The following is an 18,209-nucleotide window of genomic DNA, read 5'->3' as shown; positions in this document are numbered from 1 at the left end:
CCGATTAAATCTGTGGTATTCTTAAGATGTTCCATATGTGTCTTTCTAATGAGTTGTTTGGTCACTTTTCATTATAAGTCATATGGGACTTTTTTTCTACACTCAAAAAGGCTCCATAATCTCCGTAAGGTTTTTACCCACTACAGAAATTATAGAGCCCTTATAGAGTGTACCAACCCAATTCGTCCAGTAATTTCTTTTAAATTTTAATGCAGAACAGTTACGAGATAATGACAACTATTGCCTCGACTTTATCTCAACTGCCATTCAAGAATTTGTCTCAGACAATTGGCATGATTTCAGGTTCCGCTTTTCTATCGATCCTTCAAATAAACGTGATGCTTAGGGAAAATAAAAAACGAACGTTCTTTTATCTAGAGACTGCACTCTTGAAGAATGTTCGTTTTTTATTATTTTAAATCTTTTAATTTTGGTTTAACAATATTTTAATAATTTTTGTTAAATGTTTGTTAAGTTATGCATTTCTATCTCTCAAAACCTTATAATATCAAGGTTTTTAAGCGTGATTACTTCATCGTAGGGAATAATAGGACATCTCTGATGGTTGTGGTATCTGTCAAGAGCATGCAGAGGCGGTCGATGCCGATACCGAGACCTCCAGTTGGTGGCATACCGTATTCGAGCGCTTCTACAAAGTCATAGTCGATTCCTGTTGCCTCATCATCACCGAGTTCTTTTGCCTTAGCTTGTGCTTCAAAGCGTTCCAACTGGTCGATAGGATCGTTCAACTCTGTGAAGGCGTTGGCGTACTCCTTGGTCATGATAAAGAGCTCAAAGCGGTCTGTAAAGCGTGCATCCTCATCATTTTTCTTAGCAAGTGGAGAGACTTCAACGGGGTGTCCATAGACAAAGGTCGGTTGGATAAGGGTTTCCTCGACATGCTCCTCAAAGAAGGCATTGAGGATGTGGCCGACAGACGTATAGTGCTGTTCAAGGGGCACCTTGTGTTCTTTAGCGAGGGTGATAGCTTTTTCAAGCGTTAGCTCTTGCCAAAAATCAACTCCAGTTTGCTCCTTGACCAAATCAACGATATGAGCACGTTTGAATGGTTCGTGAATGGCAATTTCAGTTCCCTGATAGGTGATAGGACCATCCCCACAGACTGCCTTTGCAGCATGCTGGATAATCCCTTCGGTCAAGTCCATAATGTCTTCATAGTCAGCATAGGCTTGGTAAGCTTCAATAGAGGTGAATTCAGGATTATGAGTTGCGTCCATCCCTTCGTTACGGAAGATACGGCCAATCTCATAGACACGTTCCATCCCACCAACAATCAAGCGTTTGAGGTGAAGCTCAGTTGCGATACGAAGAACCATATCCATGTTTTGAGCATTGTGGTGAGTTGTAAATGGACGAGCAGCTGCCCCACCAGCTTCGTTATGAAGAATAGGCGTTTCCACTTCTAGGAATCCAAGACCATCCATGTAACGGCGGATTTCTGAAATCAGTTTTGAACGGGTGATGAAACGATTGAAACTTTCGCGATTTGAAATCAGATCGAGATGGCGTTTACGGTAAATGGTTTCGATATCGGTCAAACCATGGAATTTCTCAGGTAGAGGACGTAAGGCTTTGGATAGATGCGTGAGTTGACGGGCGTGAATGGAAAGTTCCCCCATGTTCGTTCGCATCACATCACCTTCAACACCGAGGAAATCCCCTAAATCAGCTTTCTTGAAGATTTCGTAAGCTTCTTCGCCAACATCATCTTTACGGACATAGATCTGAATCTGACCTTCACGATCCTGGAGGTGGGCAAAACCAGCTTTCCCTTTGCCACGTTTCGTCATCAAACGACCAGCAATAGTAGCAGTTTCTCCCATAGCCTCTAAAGCTTCCTTATCGGCATCAGCAAATTTTTCATTTAATTGCGCAGAGTTAGCTGTACGTTCAAAGCGTTTGCCAAAAGGGTCGATACCTTGTTCAGCAAGGTTGGTCATTTTTTCGCGACGAACCAGTTGTTGGTCGTTTAGTTCAGTTGTATGTTCAGTCGACATGCGTTTTACTCTCCTTATTCAAAAACAAAGACTTGTTGACGAGCCTTTGTTCAGTTCATTAACACCGTATCATTTTATCATAAAAAAGTGGAAAAATCAGCCTTTTCTTAGAAGATTTATTTGGAAAGGCCTGTTTGCATCACTTCTTGTTCATGCTGCAAGAAACTAATATCATTCCATAATTTCAGATGAAAGTGTTCAAAATCATCAGTTTCTAAAATCGTTACACTAGAATTTGTCAGACCACCGGCCTTGCGAAGCTCAGCAGTATCATAGCCTAAGAGGCTCCGGATGGAAGCAGTAGAGATGGCTCCGTGACTGACAAAGAGGAGATTGTCGGCTCCTAACTCTTTTTGAGCTTTGACAAAATTCCCCATCCGTTGAGTCGCCATAAACACACTCTCAGCCTCAAACAATCGTGGGTTAAACTTGGCCAGATTATGACGAAAAGCATGGTGTTGCTTAGGGTAGAGGCTCTGCATCAAAGAAACCTTGGTTCCTTCTAATTTGCCTAACTGCCACTCCCGTAATTCAGGTGTCAGAGTTAACTCTGTTGAGCGTGGCTGCTTTTCTAAGATCGCTTCAGCCGTCTTTGCAGCTCGGGGAAGATCGCTTGAAAAGATATGGTCAAAAGAAACACTGGCCAGGTGCTCACCGAGAACTTCTAAATCTTCCAACGTTGCTGGAAGAAGGGGTGAATCAGCTTGGTGTCCTTGGAAGCGGCCTTCCAAATTCCATTCTGTTCTGCCATGTCGTACAAAATATAATAAGGTCATCGTTTCTCCTATCGTGTAGTCATTAATGCATTTAGGTTAATCGGTTAAAATATCTGCGAAATCAGCTTGAACAAAAGCTGCCAGGTCACTAGCTTTGAGGGAAACGCTTCGTCCCAACTCGCCAGCCGAGACAATCATGTGGTCTTTGTCTAAGGCAGATTGGTCAATGATGATTGGAAATCTATGTTTTTGGCGAATGCCAACAGGGTTGTTAGCTCCATGGACATAGCCAGTTGTTTTTTGAAGATCTTTTTGTGGAATCATATGAACCTTTTTGTTACCAGAAACCTGGGCCAGCTTTTTCTCGGAAAGATGACTGGTCAGGGGAACGATTCCGATGATGGGACCTGTTTTATCTCCGATCAGAGCCAAGGTCTTAAAGATGGTTTCACGAGGGATATCGTTTTTACTGTCCTCGTCCATGAGATGAAAGGCAACAGATTGATAAGCAATCCCTGCTTTATCCAAAATCTGTTCAACCAGTGTTTTTTTTAGTTTACTTTTTTTAGCCATAAGGGTTATTTTCAATTATTCGTAAACGGTTAGCAACTAACCATTTATGTTTTGTTGTCCCAATAAAAAGAGAGTGGGATAGAACTCAAGTAAATGAATTCTCATTCCCACCCCCGTGCAGTTGATTTAGAAGATATGGAAGTCAATTCTAAACCAACCCACACTGTTTTGCAGTTTTCAATGTGACATTGAAGGACTAAGACTTAGTCTCAACAAAAAATGAAGTCTTTTACTCAAGGGTAAATAATTTCTTATACGTTTCAATCTTATCCTTGTTAGGGGAAAGTTGGTTTAAATCAACAACTTCATTAATACCTGCGGCCCACCCACGGGAGGTGTACTGATGGAGGTCGTAGTCAATGTCTGTTGATGGGAGGGCTTCAAAATAGCCTGAATCAGAACCATAGGTTGGCATCCAGACAGCATCAAACTTATCAACTGAAATGGAGTGGTCGTCCATAAAATAGGTACCGATATAAATACCAATCTTCTTAGCTCCAAGGCTTTCTAACTCTGAACGGAAAGCTTCAACTCCAGCATCCATATCAGACATTGTTTTTTCTTCAACGTCTAACCAATAAAAGGTTGGATTGTAAGGTTCAGCAGCCTTGTAAAACGTTTTGGCTTCCTTGCGCATTTCTTCTTCGCTTTTACCAGTAACATAGGCATAGACAGCCACTGGCACTTGGCGCTCTTGAAATTCTTCGATATGAATCTTGTAGGCTTTATCGAGACCATTGATATCAGATGCATTATTGTCTTTAGTCGTGTTCATGCCACTTTGGACACGGATAATAGCTCCTGAAATGTATTCAGACATGACATCGTAATCAATGCTAGTTGGCAATTGCCAGCCAGAAAGGTCGATAATAGGCTTAGAAACAAGTTCTTCAGTGATTTCAATTGACGACGTTGAAGATGCTTTTTTTGCTGCTGCTTGGCTAGCTTTTTTCTCAGCAGCGATGCGAGCAGCCTCTTCTTGGGCTTTCAAGCGATCGTTGCTAATCTTTGTGAATAAAAGAATCACAGTGAAAAGAGCAAAGAAAGCAACCACAAATAAGGGTTTAATCTTTTTTTCATCCCTATCATTTTATCCTAATTTCACAAATAAATCAAAAAAAAGAGCACAAACAGCGGGATATCATGAAAAGTTCTTGACATCTTTTGCGAATTCCTCTACATTTAGATGAGAAAGGAATAAAAATAGACCATGACAGTGAGAGAAATGGCGAGGATTGCAATTTTAGCCAGCCTATGTGTTGCCTTACGTTTGCTATTTGGTCCTTTTCCTAATATCAAGCCAATTACAGCCCTTTTTTTACTGCTGCTTAACTATCTGCCCTTTTGGCATGTGGTTACCATTGCATCACTAACGATGTTGGTGACGGGTTTTTATTTAGGTTTTGGGATATGGGTCTTATGGCAAATCATAGCTTATGCTGTTGTGCTAGTGATATGGAAAGGCTTCAATAAGGTTTTATTTCGTCAAAAAGAAAAGACACTTCCGATGCAAAGCCTTCTTTCCGGAGTGATGCCTTTTATCTATAGTCTGGTCATAGGAATCTTTTCCTGTTTAACCTACGGCGGAAGACTTTGGCCGTACCTGATAAACGGTTTGTCCTTTGATGTTGTTCATGCTGTCTCAACGGTTTGTTTTTATCCTGCATTATTTTTTAGCTTAAGGAGATTTTTTAACCATGAAAAAGGTTATTTCTAACTTATCAATCGTACTAGCGCTAACGACCTTAGTGGCTTGCAGTTCACCATCAACAGGGTCATCGACGTCGTCAACGGCTTCAGAAAGTGTAGAAACCAGTGACACCCAAACAGCACAAGCCCAGTTTTTGATAACTGCGGATGGAAATACAACGGAAAAAGAAGTTGCTTTTGAAGTCGGGGATTCCGTGATGGATGTTCTGGAAAATAACTTCACCATCGAAGAAGAAGATGGAATGGTGACTGTGATTGATGGGGTTAGCCAAGACCCAAGTAAGAACACCTATTGGATGTACACTGTAAATGAGCAAATGGCTGAAGTTGGTGCCGAAAGCTATGAATTAAAGGCTAATGATAAGGTCGAATTTTACCTAGAAACCTTTAACTAAACCTAAGGGGAACCCCCTGCAAAAAAGAGGCCTAGGCCTCTTTTCAGATTGAAGACAAAGTCATTTTTGAAACTTTCCTTAGGTGATAACGGACGGTAGCGACTTCCTTCGGACGTCTGACTCAAGCTATCGCTTGGTCTATTTCCAACCTTTAACAGTCTCCCAGACTGTTAAAGCAAACCTAAGTTTTGAGCCTTCTTCGCTTTTTCATTTCCAAGCTCAGACCTGACCGTCTCTTCTCATTTTTAGGAAGACGGGCTAAAAACGTTCACTGAACCTTTTTACTCCACTGGACTATTTCACCCCAAAACTACCGAGAGCCTGAAACTATTGCGCTTCAGGCTCTTTTTTATCACAGCGGAAAGTTTCTGTTTTTGCTCGCCACGCTCGCTAAAAATCCATTAATTTAAAATCATTAAGCGACCTTTTAAGTATTATTACTACAGAAAATATGGTTTGTCTACGCTTACAAAGACGCCTAGGGCTCTTTGTATTATAATCCTAACAATTCCTTTATGGATTCTTCTATTTTTTCAGGTTCGGTTTGTGGGCTGAAGCGGTTGACGACTTGCCCATCTCTATCGACCAAAAATTTGGTAAAGTTCCATTTAATAGCTTTACCTAAGAGAGGATCAGATTGTTGCTCCTTGAGGTAAACAAACAGCGGTGAGGCTTCTTTGCCGTTAACAGCAATTTTTTTAAAGCGAGGAAAGCTGGTCTGGTAGTTGAGCTGGCAAAATTGATTGATTTCCGTATCTGTTCCAGGTGCTTGGTTCATAAATTGGTTGCAAGGAAAATCAAGGATTTCAAGGCCATGCGCCTGATACTTGTCATAGAGCTGTTGCAGTCCTTCATACTGAGGGGTTAACCCACAACCTGTAGCTGTATTGACAATCAAAAGGACTTTGTTTTGATAAGAATTCAGTGTTATTTGAGTGCCATCTTGGGTTTCGATGGGAATTTGGTAAATATCTGTCATGGCCTTAATCTCCTTCGTTTTTGCAATGCTTGGTGACTCTTATTTTACCACAAACTTTCCTTTCCGGTTTGTTTCTGCAATGAAAAATGCTATAATAAAGGTTACCATTAAATGAAATGAGACACGGTGAAGAATGAAGATTGATAAACGGCACCTGTTGAATTACTCTATCTTACTGCCCTACCTGATTCTATCGGTATTGGGCTTAATTATTGTGTATTCAACAACCAGTGCAAGTTCAGTATTGAGTGGGACAGATCCCTTTAGTTTAGTCAAAAACCAGGCCCTCTTCTTTGGGATAAGCCTGGTGCTTTTATGGGTAATCTATCGGATGAAGCTGACCTTCTTGGGTAATAGTAAGATTATAGCAATCGTTATATTTGTGGAAACGATCCTACTTATATTGGCCCGCTTCTTCGGGGAAACACGAAATGGTGCTTATGGCTGGTTGAGTCTCGGTCCCATTACGCTTCAACCGGCAGAGTACCTCAAATTGATTATCGTCTGGTACTTGGCCTTTAAATTTGCCAGTAAAGAAGATTTAATTGCTAAGTATGATTATCAAGTGATTACGGAAAACCAAATCATCCCACGATCGCTTAACGATTGGCGCATTATATCGGGGATTTTGGTCGGACTCGTTGTTATCATGCCTGACCTAGGGAATGCTGTAATCGTCGTGTTGACCATTGCCATTATGGTTTCGGTATCTGGGATAGGACATCGTTGGTTTCAGGTCATTCTTGGATCAATCGTACTTGGAGCAGGATCTTTTCTTGGCTTGATCTGGATTGTCGGTGTCGATGTCATGACAAAGATTCCAGTCTTTGGTTATGTTGCTAGACGGTTTGAAGCCTTTTTTGATCCCTTTGCGGATCCTCAAGGCGCTGGACTGCAGTTGACCAATTCCTACTATGCTATTGTTAACGGTGGCTGGTTTGGCCGGGGCTTAGGCAATTCGATTCAAAAAAATGGTTTTTTACCGGAAGCACATACGGATTTTGTCTTTTCCATTGTGATTGAAGAGTTGGGGCTTATTGGAGCTGGTCTGGTTTTAGCCTTGCTGTTTTTCCTTATTTTACGTATTTTCTTGGTTGGAATTCGGGCTAAAAATTCCTTCAATGCCATGATGGCTTTAGGAATTGGTGGGATGCTACTGATGGGAACTTTTATCAATATTGGTGGTATGTCAGGCTTGATTCCTTCAACTGGTGTTACGTTTCCCTTCTTATCACAGGGGGGTAATAGCTTGTTGACCCTGTCTTTAGCGATCGCCTTTGTCCTTAATATTGATGCTAGTGAGAAAAGAGATGCCTTAGAGCGTGAGCTGGAAGTCAGTCAGTATTAGTAGAAATATATTATAAAGAATGTCATAACAAAAAGCTATTTTCGATTTAAGAAAATGGCTTTTGTTTTTTTCTGAAAATACCACAATAAATCGTGCCAATTTTCAAAAAAAATGGTATGATAGAAAAAACACAAAAAAAACACTTGAGGAGTTTTGTCATGGCCAGTCAAACATTAGAGAGCAATAGTAGCAAACAAATCATAAGAGAAGAAGTTGAGATTTTAACAAAAATACTAGACGAAGCAACGGAAAGGCTTGTAGATCCGGTTGCCTTTGCCAAAATTCAGCAACTCAAAAAACTGGCATCCTTGGATCATTCTCCAGAGTTAGACCGCTTAGTAGAATCTTTGACAAGTCAAGAAATGGATATCATTGGCCGTTATTTTTCCATTTTGCCACTTTTAATTAATATTTCTGAGGATGTTGATTTAGCCTATGAAATCAACCGAAAAAACAACAATAAAGAAGATTATCTCGGAAGACTATCCTCTACCATTGAAATGGTAGCCAAGGCTGATGATGCTGAAACCATCTTAGAAAATGTCCATGTCGTTCCGGTTTTGACGGCCCATCCCACCCAAGTTCAGCGCGAAACCATGTTGGAATTGACCAACCACCTGCATGGGCTTTTACGCAAACACCGAGATATTGCCTTGGGTCTGGTTAATGAGGACAAATGGTATGCTGATCTGAGACGGTACATAGAGATTATGTTACAGACGGATATGATTCGTGAGAAAAAACTCAAGGTCACTAACGAAATTACCAATGTCATGTCCTACTATGATTTTTCCATCATTAAAGCCATTACAAACCTCAATACAGAATACAAGCGACTAGCCGGTCAAAACGGCATTCACCTTGAAAATCCACGCCCTATTCGGATGGGCATGTGGGTTGGTGGTGACCGTGATGGCAACCCATTTGTAACAGCTAAGACCTTAAGAAAGTCTGCTCTCACACAAGCTGAAGTTATCCTTAATTTTTATGACCAAAAACTTTATGAGCTTTACCGAGAAATTGCCTTATCATCTAGTTTTGTGGCGACGAGTGAGGCCGTAGAGCACTTAGCAGATATCTCAAATGATGCATCCGTTTACCGCGAAAAAGAGCCTTACCGTAAAGCTTTTCATTACATTCGTGAAAACATTCAAAACACACGGTCCTATCTCCTTTATGATCAGGATTTAACTCCCCGTTATGATGATGTAACGGAGTTTAAAAAAGACCTTCACGCCATTCGTGATTCCCTGATCGACAATCAGGCTGAAAACCTTGTTTCAGGCACATTCACAGAGATATTAGAGGCTGTTGAAGTGTTTGGCTTCTTTTTGGCATCTATCGATATGCGTCAAGATTCTTCTGTCCATGAAGCGTGTGTAGCGGAGTTATTAGCAACAGCTAATATTGTTCCAAATTACTCCAGCTTATCTGAAGAAGACAAGGTATCTCTTCTGCTAAAACAATTATCAGAGGATCCTCGTATTTTATCGGCCACGCATGCTGAAAAATCAGAGTTGTTGGCGGGTGAATTGGACATTTTCCGAATGGCGCGTGACCTCAAGGATAAACTTGGTGAAGATGTCATTAAACAGACGATCATTTCTCATACAGAAAGCGTCTCTGACATGTTGGAATTGGCTATCATGCTCAAAGAAGCTGGCTTGGTTGACGCTGAAACTGCCCGAGTCCAAATCGTACCACTCTTTGAAACGATTGAAGACTTAGAAAATGCTAACCCTATCATGACGGAATACTTACAGATTCCAATGGTTCAAAACTGGATTGCTGCTAATAAAGGCTATCAAGAAGTCATGCTAGGCTATTCAGACTCTAATAAAGATGGTGGCTATCTTGCCTCAGGCTGGACCCTTTATAAGGCACAGCTTGATCTCACACGTATCGGTGATCAATTTGGTGTGAATATCACCTTCTTCCATGGTCGTGGTGGTACGGTTGGCCGTGGTGGTGGGCCGTCCTATGATGCGATCACCTCACAACCTTTTGGATCTATTAACGACCGCATTCGTTTAACAGAGCAAGGGGAAGTGATCGGTAACAAGTATGGCAATAAAGATGCTGCTTATTTCAACTTTGAAATGTTACTATCGGCGACACTAGATCGTATGGTGTCAACTACGGCAAGCGATGTGAGTCCTTGGCACCAGTATGAAGATGTTATGGATGAAATTGTCGCAGATAGTAACAAAATCTACCGTGATTTGGTATTTGAAACCCCTGAGTTTTATGATTACTTCTTTGAAGCAAGTCCGATTCAGTCCATTTCCAAGTTGAATATTGGGTCACGGCCGGCAGCCCGTAAAACCATTACCGATATTGGTGGCTTGCGAGCCATTCCGTGGGTTTTCTCATGGTCTCAAAACCGAGTGATGCTACCAGGTTGGTATGGCGTTGGTTCAAGCTTTAAACACTTTATCGATAAGGATGAGAAAAACTTGGCCCTTCTGCAAAAGATGTATCGTAATTGGCCGTTCTTTAAATCTCTTCTGTCAAATGTTGATATGGTGCTTTCTAAAACCAATATGAATATCGCCTTTAAATACGCTCAACTTTGTGAGACCGATGAGGTACGAAGTGTTTTCCATACCATATTAGACGAATGGCAATTGACCAAAAATGTTATTTTAGCTATTGAAGATGAAGAAGAGCTTTTGGCAGAAAATGCCTTCTTAAAAGCCAGTCTGGAATACCGCATGCCTTATTTCAATATCTTAAATTACTTACAAATTGAACTCATCAAGCGTATTCGAAGCGGTATGCCTGAAGAAGAAGTTCGAAAACTAATCCACACGACTATTAACGGTGTGGCAACAGGGCTACGCAATTCAGGTTGATGCGCGCCCCTAACCGTTTAGAGGCTGGGAAAAAAGTCCTAGCCTTCTAATAATTTATCATCAGTTAAACAAGACGCAGTGGTTGATTGGTCTCTAATTCGCTGATTTCATCAGCTTTTAGAGCCCTAATCAACTGTGCGGGGGTGGGACGACAAAATCGAACCTGTTCGGTTACCGATTTTTGTCCCACTCCCTTTTTTTGAAAAAAGTGTAACCAAGTGTCCTTCTTATTCGTTATACTAGTGAAGAAAGGAAGTGATGGCGATTCAACTGGATGATTATGAAAAAGAATTGATAGCATGGGCCCGTGAAATCATTGCATATTTGGTCATGTCTGGTGTTTCGCCTGCAGATGCTCAAGATGTGACGCAGGATGTGTTTGTTCGCCTTCTGGAGAGTGAGTTTGTCCTTCCTGCTTCAAAACTACGGTCTTGGATGTATCGGACAGCTATCAGACGCTATATTGATCTATACAGGCGTGATAAAACCTATCGGGACATTTTACAAAAGGAATTTTTTACCAAAGATAGTCTGGTTTATTACGATGACGTTGATGGTGAATTTATTTTGGAAATGGTTAAAAAACTCAATCAAGACCAACGCATCTCAGTTGAGCTCTATTATTTCCAAGGGTTCTCCGTTAAAGAGATTGCGCATATCAGAGGAGCGTCACAAAGCAAGGTCAAGATAGACCTCATGCGAGGGCGGCAAACACTAAAACACTTATTAGAGAAAGAAGGGTATCAGGATGGAAACATTTGAAATCTTAACAAAAAAAAGAAAGCAAAAAAATCGCCTGCTCACAGTGGCTTTGTCTGTTTTGACCATCGGTCTCGTTTATATTGGAGCGAAGATGATGACCAGTCGTCTGATTAGCAACAAGGCCTGGGAGGTTGTCCATACGATTGAATTGGTGGAGTCCGTGGCTTATCCGAATACCTCAACCTATACCTGGGGCGCAAACGGTGGGGATATGTTCCATGGTGGCATCAAGGGTTCAAGGGCAAAGGACATTTATGGTGTTCCTGTTTATGATTCGACTTATGAGAGCAATTTTTCACTCTTTGGTGGAGAATGGGCTGGAACAGTCTTAGACCATCGTTCTGGTTATTATCACGATGAAAAACGGCTAAACTTGGAAACCAATCAAAAAATCCCTCAATTTTATAATATCAATGCTCAAAAACAATCAGAAGGCGATGTGATTGCAACCCCGACACAAGAATTACCCTTGGTTAGCGATATGAAAAATCAATTGGTCGAAGTTGCCATTACCTTTGACAAACCCTACACACTCAATGACATCAATGCCATGATTCCTAATGACCTCAAAACCAACTGGTACTGGATTGGAACTACGTCAAAAGGCGACAGTAGCACTTGGTCTATGAATAGCTTATATGGTACGGATGCCCAAGGCTTTACCAGAGAAGAGTATGTAGATGAACAAGCAGCCCAAAATGCTTTGAAAGAATCAGCAAAAGAAGGAGGACAACCAGACCAAGAAGCGATGGCTACAAAAGCTGTAGATGCCTTTCTTACAAACCTTAAAGCTGTTCTGGAAGCTCCAGGGGATGCGACTTATAACGATACGCGACCTCGTGATGATATAGAAAAGTACCTTGAAAAATTCGAGACTCTTGATATAACCAAAGAAGAAGACAGGAACAAACTAGAGTTTTCCGGCGTTATCCTAACAGGAAGAGCGGAAGACTTTGCGCAACTGGAAAGTGCCGACTGGGTATATGCCTCTTCCATTGGTGCAAGTATCGAAAACGAGCCCTATTATCTCCTTGATCAAGAATAATATTGGAAATTCAGGTAAAAGACTTGCATTTTAACTGTAATTTGATAGAATAGTAAGGTAAAGTTAGACTGTAATGCCTACTGTCTATCTATAAAATATATTTTATTGGAGGCTTTTACTCAAATGGCAAAAGAAAAATACGACCGTAGTAAACCACACGTTAACATTGGTACTATCGGTCACGTCGACCACGGTAAAACTACTTTGACTGCTGCGATCACGACTGTATTGGCACGTCGTCTTCCATCTTCAGTTAACCAACCTAAAGACTATGCGTCTATCGATGCTGCTCCAGAAGAACGCGAACGCGGTATCACTATCAACACTGCACACGTTGAGTACGAAACTGAAAAACGTCACTATGCGCATATTGACGCCCCAGGACACGCGGACTACGTTAAAAACATGATCACTGGTGCTGCCCAAATGGACGGTGCGATCCTCGTAGTTGCTTCAACTGATGGTCCTATGCCACAAACTCGTGAGCACATCTTGCTTTCACGTCAGGTTGGTGTTAAACGCCTTATCGTCTTCATGAACAAAGTTGACCTTGTTGACGATGAAGAATTGCTTGAATTGGTTGAAATGGAAATCCGTGACCTCTTGTCTGAATACGACTTCCCAGGTGACGATCTTCCAGTTATCCAAGGTTCAGCTCTTAAAGCGCTTGAAGGTGATACTAAATTCGAAGACATCATCATGGAATTGATGAACACTGTTGATGAGTACATCGAAGAGCCAGAACGCGACACTGACAAGCCACTCTTGTTGCCAGTCGAGGACGTATTCTCTATCACTGGTCGTGGTACAGTTGCTTCAGGTCGTATCGACCGTGGTACTGTTCGTGTCAACGATGAAATCGAAATCGTTGGTATCAAAGAAGAAACTACTAAAGCCGTTGTTACTGGTGTTGAAATGTTCCGTAAACAACTTGACGAAGGTCTTGCCGGCGATAACGTAGGTATCCTTCTCCGTGGTGTACAACGTGACGAAATCGAACGTGGTCAAGTTATTGCGAAACCAGGTTCAATCAACCCACACACTAAATTCAAGGGCGAAGTTTATATCTTGTCTAAAGAAGAAGGTGGTCGTCATACGCCATTCTTCAACAACTACCGTCCACAGTTCTACTTCCGTACAACTGACGTAACTGGTTCAATCGAGTTGCCAGCAGGTACTGAAATGGTAATGCCAGGTGATAACGTCACTATCTCAGTTGAACTTATCCACCCAATCGCCGTAGAACAAGGTACTACATTCTCTATCCGTGAGGGTGGACGTACTGTTGGTTCAGGTATGGTTACTGAAATCGAAGCTTAATCAAGTTTCCCAGATTAGCAATTAGAGTCAGACAACCCTAATTGACCCCTCCTTCGGGAGGGGTTTTTCTGTTTGTGCAACATAGACTGTTGTTGTCTCAGTCAATTTTTTCTTTTTAAGGCGTCTCTGTTAGCGATAGCTTTCTTAAAAGGTTCTATAGAGAGAAGCTATAGAGAAATTCTTTCTTTTTAGCTAAAAACGTGGTAGACTAGAAGGGTTAATTAGTCCCGATAAGGTGTCATTCCTAATGATGAAAAATGTTATTATTTATTAGGTATGGTAGTGCTTTGTAACTTTTTAACTCGCTAAAAAAATAGGCTACTAAAGCCGCTCTCTTTTCAACGGCAGCCGCTAGTAGCGGACTGCCTAAGCGACTTACTCGTTCGGCTTGGAAAAAATATCGTTTTCCAATCTTCACGTCGTAACTGGGGGTTCGCTAAAAAAATAGGCTACTAAAGCCGCTCTCTTTTCAACGGCAGCCGATAGTAGCGGATTATCAAAATCAAAAATGGTTTGAGGAGCTAGAGGATTTTCAAAGCTATTTGTCTTAGTCAAAATCTATTTTTAAAAGGGGGACATCACATGTCTGAACGTAAACTTTTCACGTCTGAATCAGTATCGGAGGGGCATCCGGATAAGATTGCAGACCAAATCTCGGATGCTATCTTAGATGCTATTTTAGAGCAGGACCCTGAGGCCCATGTGGCTGCTGAAACAGCAGTCTATACGGGATCTGTCCATGTTTTTGGGGAAATTTCAACCTCTGCCTATGTCGATATCAACCGTGTTGTTCGAGATACCATTGCTGATATAGGTTATACCAATGCGGAATATGGTTTCGCTGCGGAATCTGTAGGGGTACATCCCTCACTTGTAGAACAATCGCCTGATATTGCCCAAGGGGTAAATGAAGCTCTCGAAGCAAGAGAAACCGGTGGTCAAGATCCGCTTGACTTGGTTGGTGCTGGGGACCAAGGGCTAATGTTTGGGTTTGCGGTCAATGAAACGCCAGAATTGATGCCACTGCCGATCTCACTAAGCCATCGCCTTGTAAAAAAACTAGCTGATCTTAGGAAATCAGGTCAGATTGCCTATCTCCGGCCAGATGCTAAGTCGCAAGTGACAGTCGAATACGATGAACATGATAAGCCGGTTCGGGTGGATACGGTTGTTATTTCTACCCAGCATGATCCTGAGGTCTCTAATGAACAAATTCGTGAGGACGTCATTGAACGTGTCATCAAAGCCGTTATTCCAGAACAGTATCTGGATGATAAAACTAAATTCTTTATCAATCCAACAGGGCGTTTCGTTATCGGAGGTCCTCAAGGCGACTCTGGCTTGACTGGACGTAAGATTATCGTTGACACTTATGGAGGTTATTCACGCCATGGTGGTGGTGCTTTTTCTGGAAAAGACGCGACTAAAGTGGATCGATCGGCTTCCTATGCAGCCCGTTATATTGCTAAAACTATTGTAGCAGCTGGTCTTGCCCATAAAGCCGAAGTGCAATTAGCTTACGCGATCGGAGTTGCCCGACCGGTTTCTGTTCGTGTTGACACCTTTGGAACGGGAACGGTTGCTGAAAGCAAGCTAGAAGAAGCTGTGCGTGAGCTCTTTGATTTGCGTCCAGCGGGTATCATCCAGATGTTGGAACTGAAACGACCTATCTATCGTCAGACAGCAGCTTATGGGCATATGGGCCGAACAGATCTTGATCTCCCTTGGGAACGCCTCGATAAGGTGGCAGACTTGAAAGCTTCTGTTTTATAAATGGATAAAATGTTACAATCAGTCTTAGGACTGATTTTTTTTGATTCTTGACATAGCTTGAAGAGTTAATTGCTTGAAATAGAAGTATTTAGCCTCATTCTTCTATTAGTAAATCATGAAATCAGTCTTTGGACGGATTGAAAAAAAAGAGGGATGATTTATAATGATAGTAACCAGTAAGGAAAGGAAGGTAGGATAATATGCAAGTTCGTATTTATAAGCTCCGAAAAAATAGAATGATTTCCGGCGTACTCGCAGGAGTTTCAGATAAGTTTGGCTGGAATCTCCAGTATCTCCGCCTTCTTTTCTTTGTTTTTTCAGTATTCAATCCTGTTATTGGGGTTTTGGTTTATGTTTTAGCAAGCCATTTCTTAACCTTCAAGGAGGATCGAGAGCGTAAGCATTACGGACAAGGTCCTCGTCGAATTAAGGAAGCTGAAAAAATCAAGCCGGATGGTAACTGGTTCTGGTAATTTGCTCCTCCCCCTAAAAAAGAAGGCCCGTTAGGGTCTCTTTTTCTTTGAAAACAAAACAATCAAGTTAAGGGTTTTCATAAGTCAAATTTGGCATTAAATGCTATAATAGTATCAAAGCATAGGGAAGGAGACTTATGGCAGTTACAGTAAAAGAATTAGTCGAAAAGGTACGCTTAACCGTTATTTATGGAACAGAGGAACTCTTGCAAAAGGAAATCACAACAGGTGATATTTCTCGTCCAGGTTTAGAGATGACAGGTTACTTTGACTATTATGCGCCAGAGCGGATACAACTGATTGGGATGAAAGAATGGTCGTACTTGACGAAAATGACTTCCCATAATCGACTACAGGTTTTTACCAATATGATTAAACCTGAAACACCTGCTTTTATTATTTCCCGTGAACTCGACATTCCAGAGGAAATGATAGAAGCTGCAAAAGCAGAAGGGATAGCCGTTTTACAGAGTAAGATCCCCACGAGTCGCCTTTCAGGGGAAATTTCTAGTTATTTAGATTCTCGTTTGGCTGAGCGGACAAGTGTACATGGTGTCTTGATGGATATTTATGGGATGGGAGTGCTCATTCAGGGAGATTCTGGTATTGGTAAATCAGAAACAGGTCTAGAACTTGTCAAACGGGGCCATCGTTTGGTCGCAGACGATCGTGTCGATGTTTATGCTAAGGATGATGTAACCCTCTGGGGAGAACCCGCTGAAATCCTTCGTCACCTCCTTGAGATTCGAGGTGTTGGCATCATCGATATTATGAGCCTTTATGGAGCCTCTGCAGTTAAGGATTCTTCACCAGTTCAATTGGCGATATATCTTGAAAACTATGAAAAAGATAAGGTCTTTGATCGGTTAGGCAACGGCAATGAGGAAATCGAAATCGCCAATGTACGTATTCCAAGAGTTCGTATTCCGGTTAAAACAGGTCGTAACATCTCCGTTGTCATCGAAGCAGCAGCGATGAACCACCGGTCCCGTGAAATGGGATTTGATGCCACGAAAACATTTGAGGATCGCTTGACCAATCTCATTGACCAGAATGGGGTGACTAAATGATTGACCCCATCGCAATAGAACTTGGGCCGATACAAATACGCTGGTATGCCCTTTGTATAGTTGCTGGCCTGCTTCTAGGTGTTTATTTGGCCATGAAAGAGGCACCGCGAAAAAAAATCGATCCCGATCAGGTTGTTGATTTCATTTTGTTGGCATTTCCCATTGCAATTATTGGTGCTAGAATCTATTATGTTGCTTTTTCTTGGGATCAATACAAAGATAACCTGGCTGAAATTTTTGCTATTTGGCATGGTGGTATCGCCATATATGGCGGTTTAATAGCAGGGGCAATCGTTCTTTATTTCTTTTCAAGGTATCATTTTATTGAACCTTTGGATCTCTTAGATATTGCGGTGCCTGGCGTTATGGTTGCCCAATCCATTGGCCGATGGGGGAACTTTTTCAACCAAGAAGCATACGGTAAAGCGGTTGAAAGCCTCAATTATTTGCCCTCGTTTATCAGAGAGCAAATGTATATTGATGGTAGCTACCGACAACCAACTTTTCTGTACGAGTCATTGTGGAACTTAGTCGGTTTTTTAGTTCTTATGAGCATAAGGCATCAGGGCTGGATGAAGCGTGGAGAGCCTACAGCTTTCTACCTGATCTGGTATGGTATTGGCCGAATGGTCATTGAAGGCATGCGGACGGATAGTTTGATGGTTGCTGGCCTTCGGGTATCACAATGGCTGTCCGTAGTTATTATTGCTATGGGCTTAGTGCTCATAGCGGTGATTCGAAAAAATAAAAATCAGCCTCTTTATTAGGGCTGGGATAGGAGTTTATTTATGGGTGATATTGCTCTTTTGATTATTGCTATTGCTTTTGTAGCTTTAGTGGTGTTTTTGATCATTGTTTTGAATAAGGTCTCTAAGGTAATTGATGAGGCGCAAACAACGATTAAAGTATTAACCAGTGATGTTAATGTGACACTTTACCAAACCAACGAAATCTTAGCAAAAGCTAATGTTTTAGTAGATGATGTAAATGGTAAAATGGTTACGATTAACCCGCTTTTCCAAGCGGTGTCAGATCTTTCCGAATCAGTTTCTGATTTGAATACCTCTGCGCGTCAACTATCCTCCAAGGCTGGTCAAGCGGGAAAGTCAACAGCTAAGGCTGGAAAGACTTTGTCAGCAGTTAGTCTTGTTTCTAAGATTTTAAAAAAATAA

At 41.6% G+C, this 18,209-nt stretch carries 17 protein-coding genes; 12 read left to right on the top strand and 5 right to left on the bottom strand.

All coding sequences use genetic code 11. The annotated features are described in order from the left end of the window. Positions 1-527: 527 nt before the first annotated feature. The 4 genes from lysS to J2S23_RS05425 all read right to left on the bottom strand — a co-directional run bounded on the left by lysS (position 528) and on the right by J2S23_RS05425 (position 4,376). Positions 528-2,018 carry a lysine--tRNA ligase gene (gene lysS, locus J2S23_RS05440; protein WP_307121737.1) on the bottom strand — a complete coding sequence of 497 codons (1,491 nt, stop codon included), beginning with the start codon at positions 2,016-2,018 and terminating at the stop codon, positions 528-530. Positions 2,019-2,134: 116 nt separating this feature from the next. Then, a complete protein-coding gene (locus tag J2S23_RS05435) occupies positions 2,135-2,794 on the bottom strand; it encodes a histidine phosphatase family protein (protein WP_307121736.1) in 660 nt (219 codons plus the stop codon). Positions 2,795-2,830: 36 nt separating this feature from the next. Continuing rightward, complete coding sequence (locus J2S23_RS05430) at positions 2,831-3,307, bottom strand: aminoacyl-tRNA deacylase (protein ID WP_307121735.1); 477 nt, start codon at positions 3,305-3,307, stop codon at positions 2,831-2,833. Positions 3,308-3,536: 229 nt separating this feature from the next. Next, entirely contained in the window at positions 3,537-4,376 is an 840-nt protein-coding gene (locus J2S23_RS05425; RefSeq protein ID WP_307121742.1) for a glycoside hydrolase family 25 protein, read from the bottom strand. Between the two features lie 141 nt (positions 4,377-4,517). On the opposite strand from J2S23_RS05425, the gene J2S23_RS05420 reads away from it, so the two are divergent. Continuing rightward, positions 4,518-5,024, top strand: coding sequence for an ECF transporter S component (locus tag J2S23_RS05420; protein ID WP_307121734.1), 507 nt, complete (start codon positions 4,518-4,520; stop codon positions 5,022-5,024). After that, positions 5,005-5,412, top strand: a complete 408-nt coding sequence (locus tag J2S23_RS05415) for a DUF4430 domain-containing protein (protein WP_307121733.1) — start codon at positions 5,005-5,007, stop codon at positions 5,410-5,412. Before J2S23_RS05420 ends, J2S23_RS05415 begins: the two co-directional genes overlap by 20 nt. Before the next feature lie 493 nt (positions 5,413-5,905). On the opposite strand, the gene J2S23_RS05410 is transcribed toward J2S23_RS05415, so the two are convergent. Then, entirely contained in the window at positions 5,906-6,391 is a 486-nt protein-coding gene (locus J2S23_RS05410; RefSeq protein ID WP_307121732.1) for a glutathione peroxidase, read from the bottom strand. Positions 6,392-6,524: 133 nt separating this feature from the next. Here J2S23_RS05410 and ftsW point away from each other — a divergent pair, with 133 nt between their 5' ends. From ftsW to J2S23_RS05360, 10 genes are all read left to right on the top strand, one after another. Further along, positions 6,525-7,739: a cell division peptidoglycan polymerase FtsW gene (ftsW, locus tag J2S23_RS05405; RefSeq protein WP_307121731.1), complete on the top strand. Its 1,215-nt coding sequence runs from the start codon at positions 6,525-6,527 to the stop codon at positions 7,737-7,739. A 158-nt stretch (positions 7,740-7,897) separates the two neighbouring features. Further along, on the top strand, positions 7,898-10,594 hold the full coding sequence (gene ppc, locus J2S23_RS05400) for a phosphoenolpyruvate carboxylase (protein WP_307121730.1): 2,697 nt from the start codon (positions 7,898-7,900) through the stop codon (positions 10,592-10,594). Positions 10,595-10,852: 258 nt separating this feature from the next. After that, on the top strand, positions 10,853-11,356 hold the full coding sequence (locus tag J2S23_RS05395; protein WP_307121729.1) for an RNA polymerase sigma factor: 504 nt from the start codon (positions 10,853-10,855) through the stop codon (positions 11,354-11,356). After that, positions 11,343-12,401, top strand: coding sequence for an anti sigma factor C-terminal domain-containing protein (locus J2S23_RS05390; RefSeq protein WP_307121728.1), 1,059 nt, complete (start codon positions 11,343-11,345; stop codon positions 12,399-12,401). The genes J2S23_RS05395 and J2S23_RS05390 overlap by 14 nt, the downstream gene beginning before the upstream one ends. A gap of 123 nt (positions 12,402-12,524) precedes the next feature. Beyond that, the gene (tuf, locus tag J2S23_RS05385; RefSeq protein ID WP_307121727.1) at positions 12,525-13,721 is read left to right on the top strand and encodes an elongation factor Tu; all 1,197 of its coding nucleotides are present in this window, start codon (positions 12,525-12,527) and stop codon (positions 13,719-13,721) included. A 582-nt stretch (positions 13,722-14,303) separates the two neighbouring features. Next, entirely contained in the window at positions 14,304-15,494 is a 1,191-nt protein-coding gene (gene metK, locus J2S23_RS05380) for a methionine adenosyltransferase (protein ID WP_307121726.1), read from the top strand. A gap of 200 nt (positions 15,495-15,694) precedes the next feature. After that, positions 15,695-15,967 carry a PspC domain-containing protein gene (locus tag J2S23_RS05375; RefSeq protein WP_307121725.1) on the top strand — a complete coding sequence of 91 codons (273 nt, stop codon included), beginning with the start codon at positions 15,695-15,697 and terminating at the stop codon, positions 15,965-15,967. Positions 15,968-16,104: 137 nt separating this feature from the next. Next, positions 16,105-17,037 carry an HPr(Ser) kinase/phosphatase gene (gene hprK, locus J2S23_RS05370; protein ID WP_307121724.1) on the top strand — a complete coding sequence of 311 codons (933 nt, stop codon included), beginning with the start codon at positions 16,105-16,107 and terminating at the stop codon, positions 17,035-17,037. Next, the gene (gene lgt / locus J2S23_RS05365) at positions 17,034-17,804 is read left to right on the top strand and encodes a prolipoprotein diacylglyceryl transferase (protein WP_307121723.1); all 771 of its coding nucleotides are present in this window, start codon (positions 17,034-17,036) and stop codon (positions 17,802-17,804) included. Before hprK ends, lgt begins: the two co-directional genes overlap by 4 nt. Before the next feature lie 21 nt (positions 17,805-17,825). Further along, positions 17,826-18,209, top strand: a complete 384-nt coding sequence (locus J2S23_RS05360; protein WP_307121722.1) for a DUF948 domain-containing protein — start codon at positions 17,826-17,828, stop codon at positions 18,207-18,209.

The organism is Streptococcus moroccensis, assembly GCF_030812835.1.
In the GTDB taxonomy this organism is placed as follows: domain Bacteria; phylum Bacillota; class Bacilli; order Lactobacillales; family Streptococcaceae; genus Streptococcus; species Streptococcus moroccensis.
The sequence above is the reverse complement of the archived record's forward strand: the minus strand, read 5'-3'. Positions and strand labels throughout refer to the sequence as shown.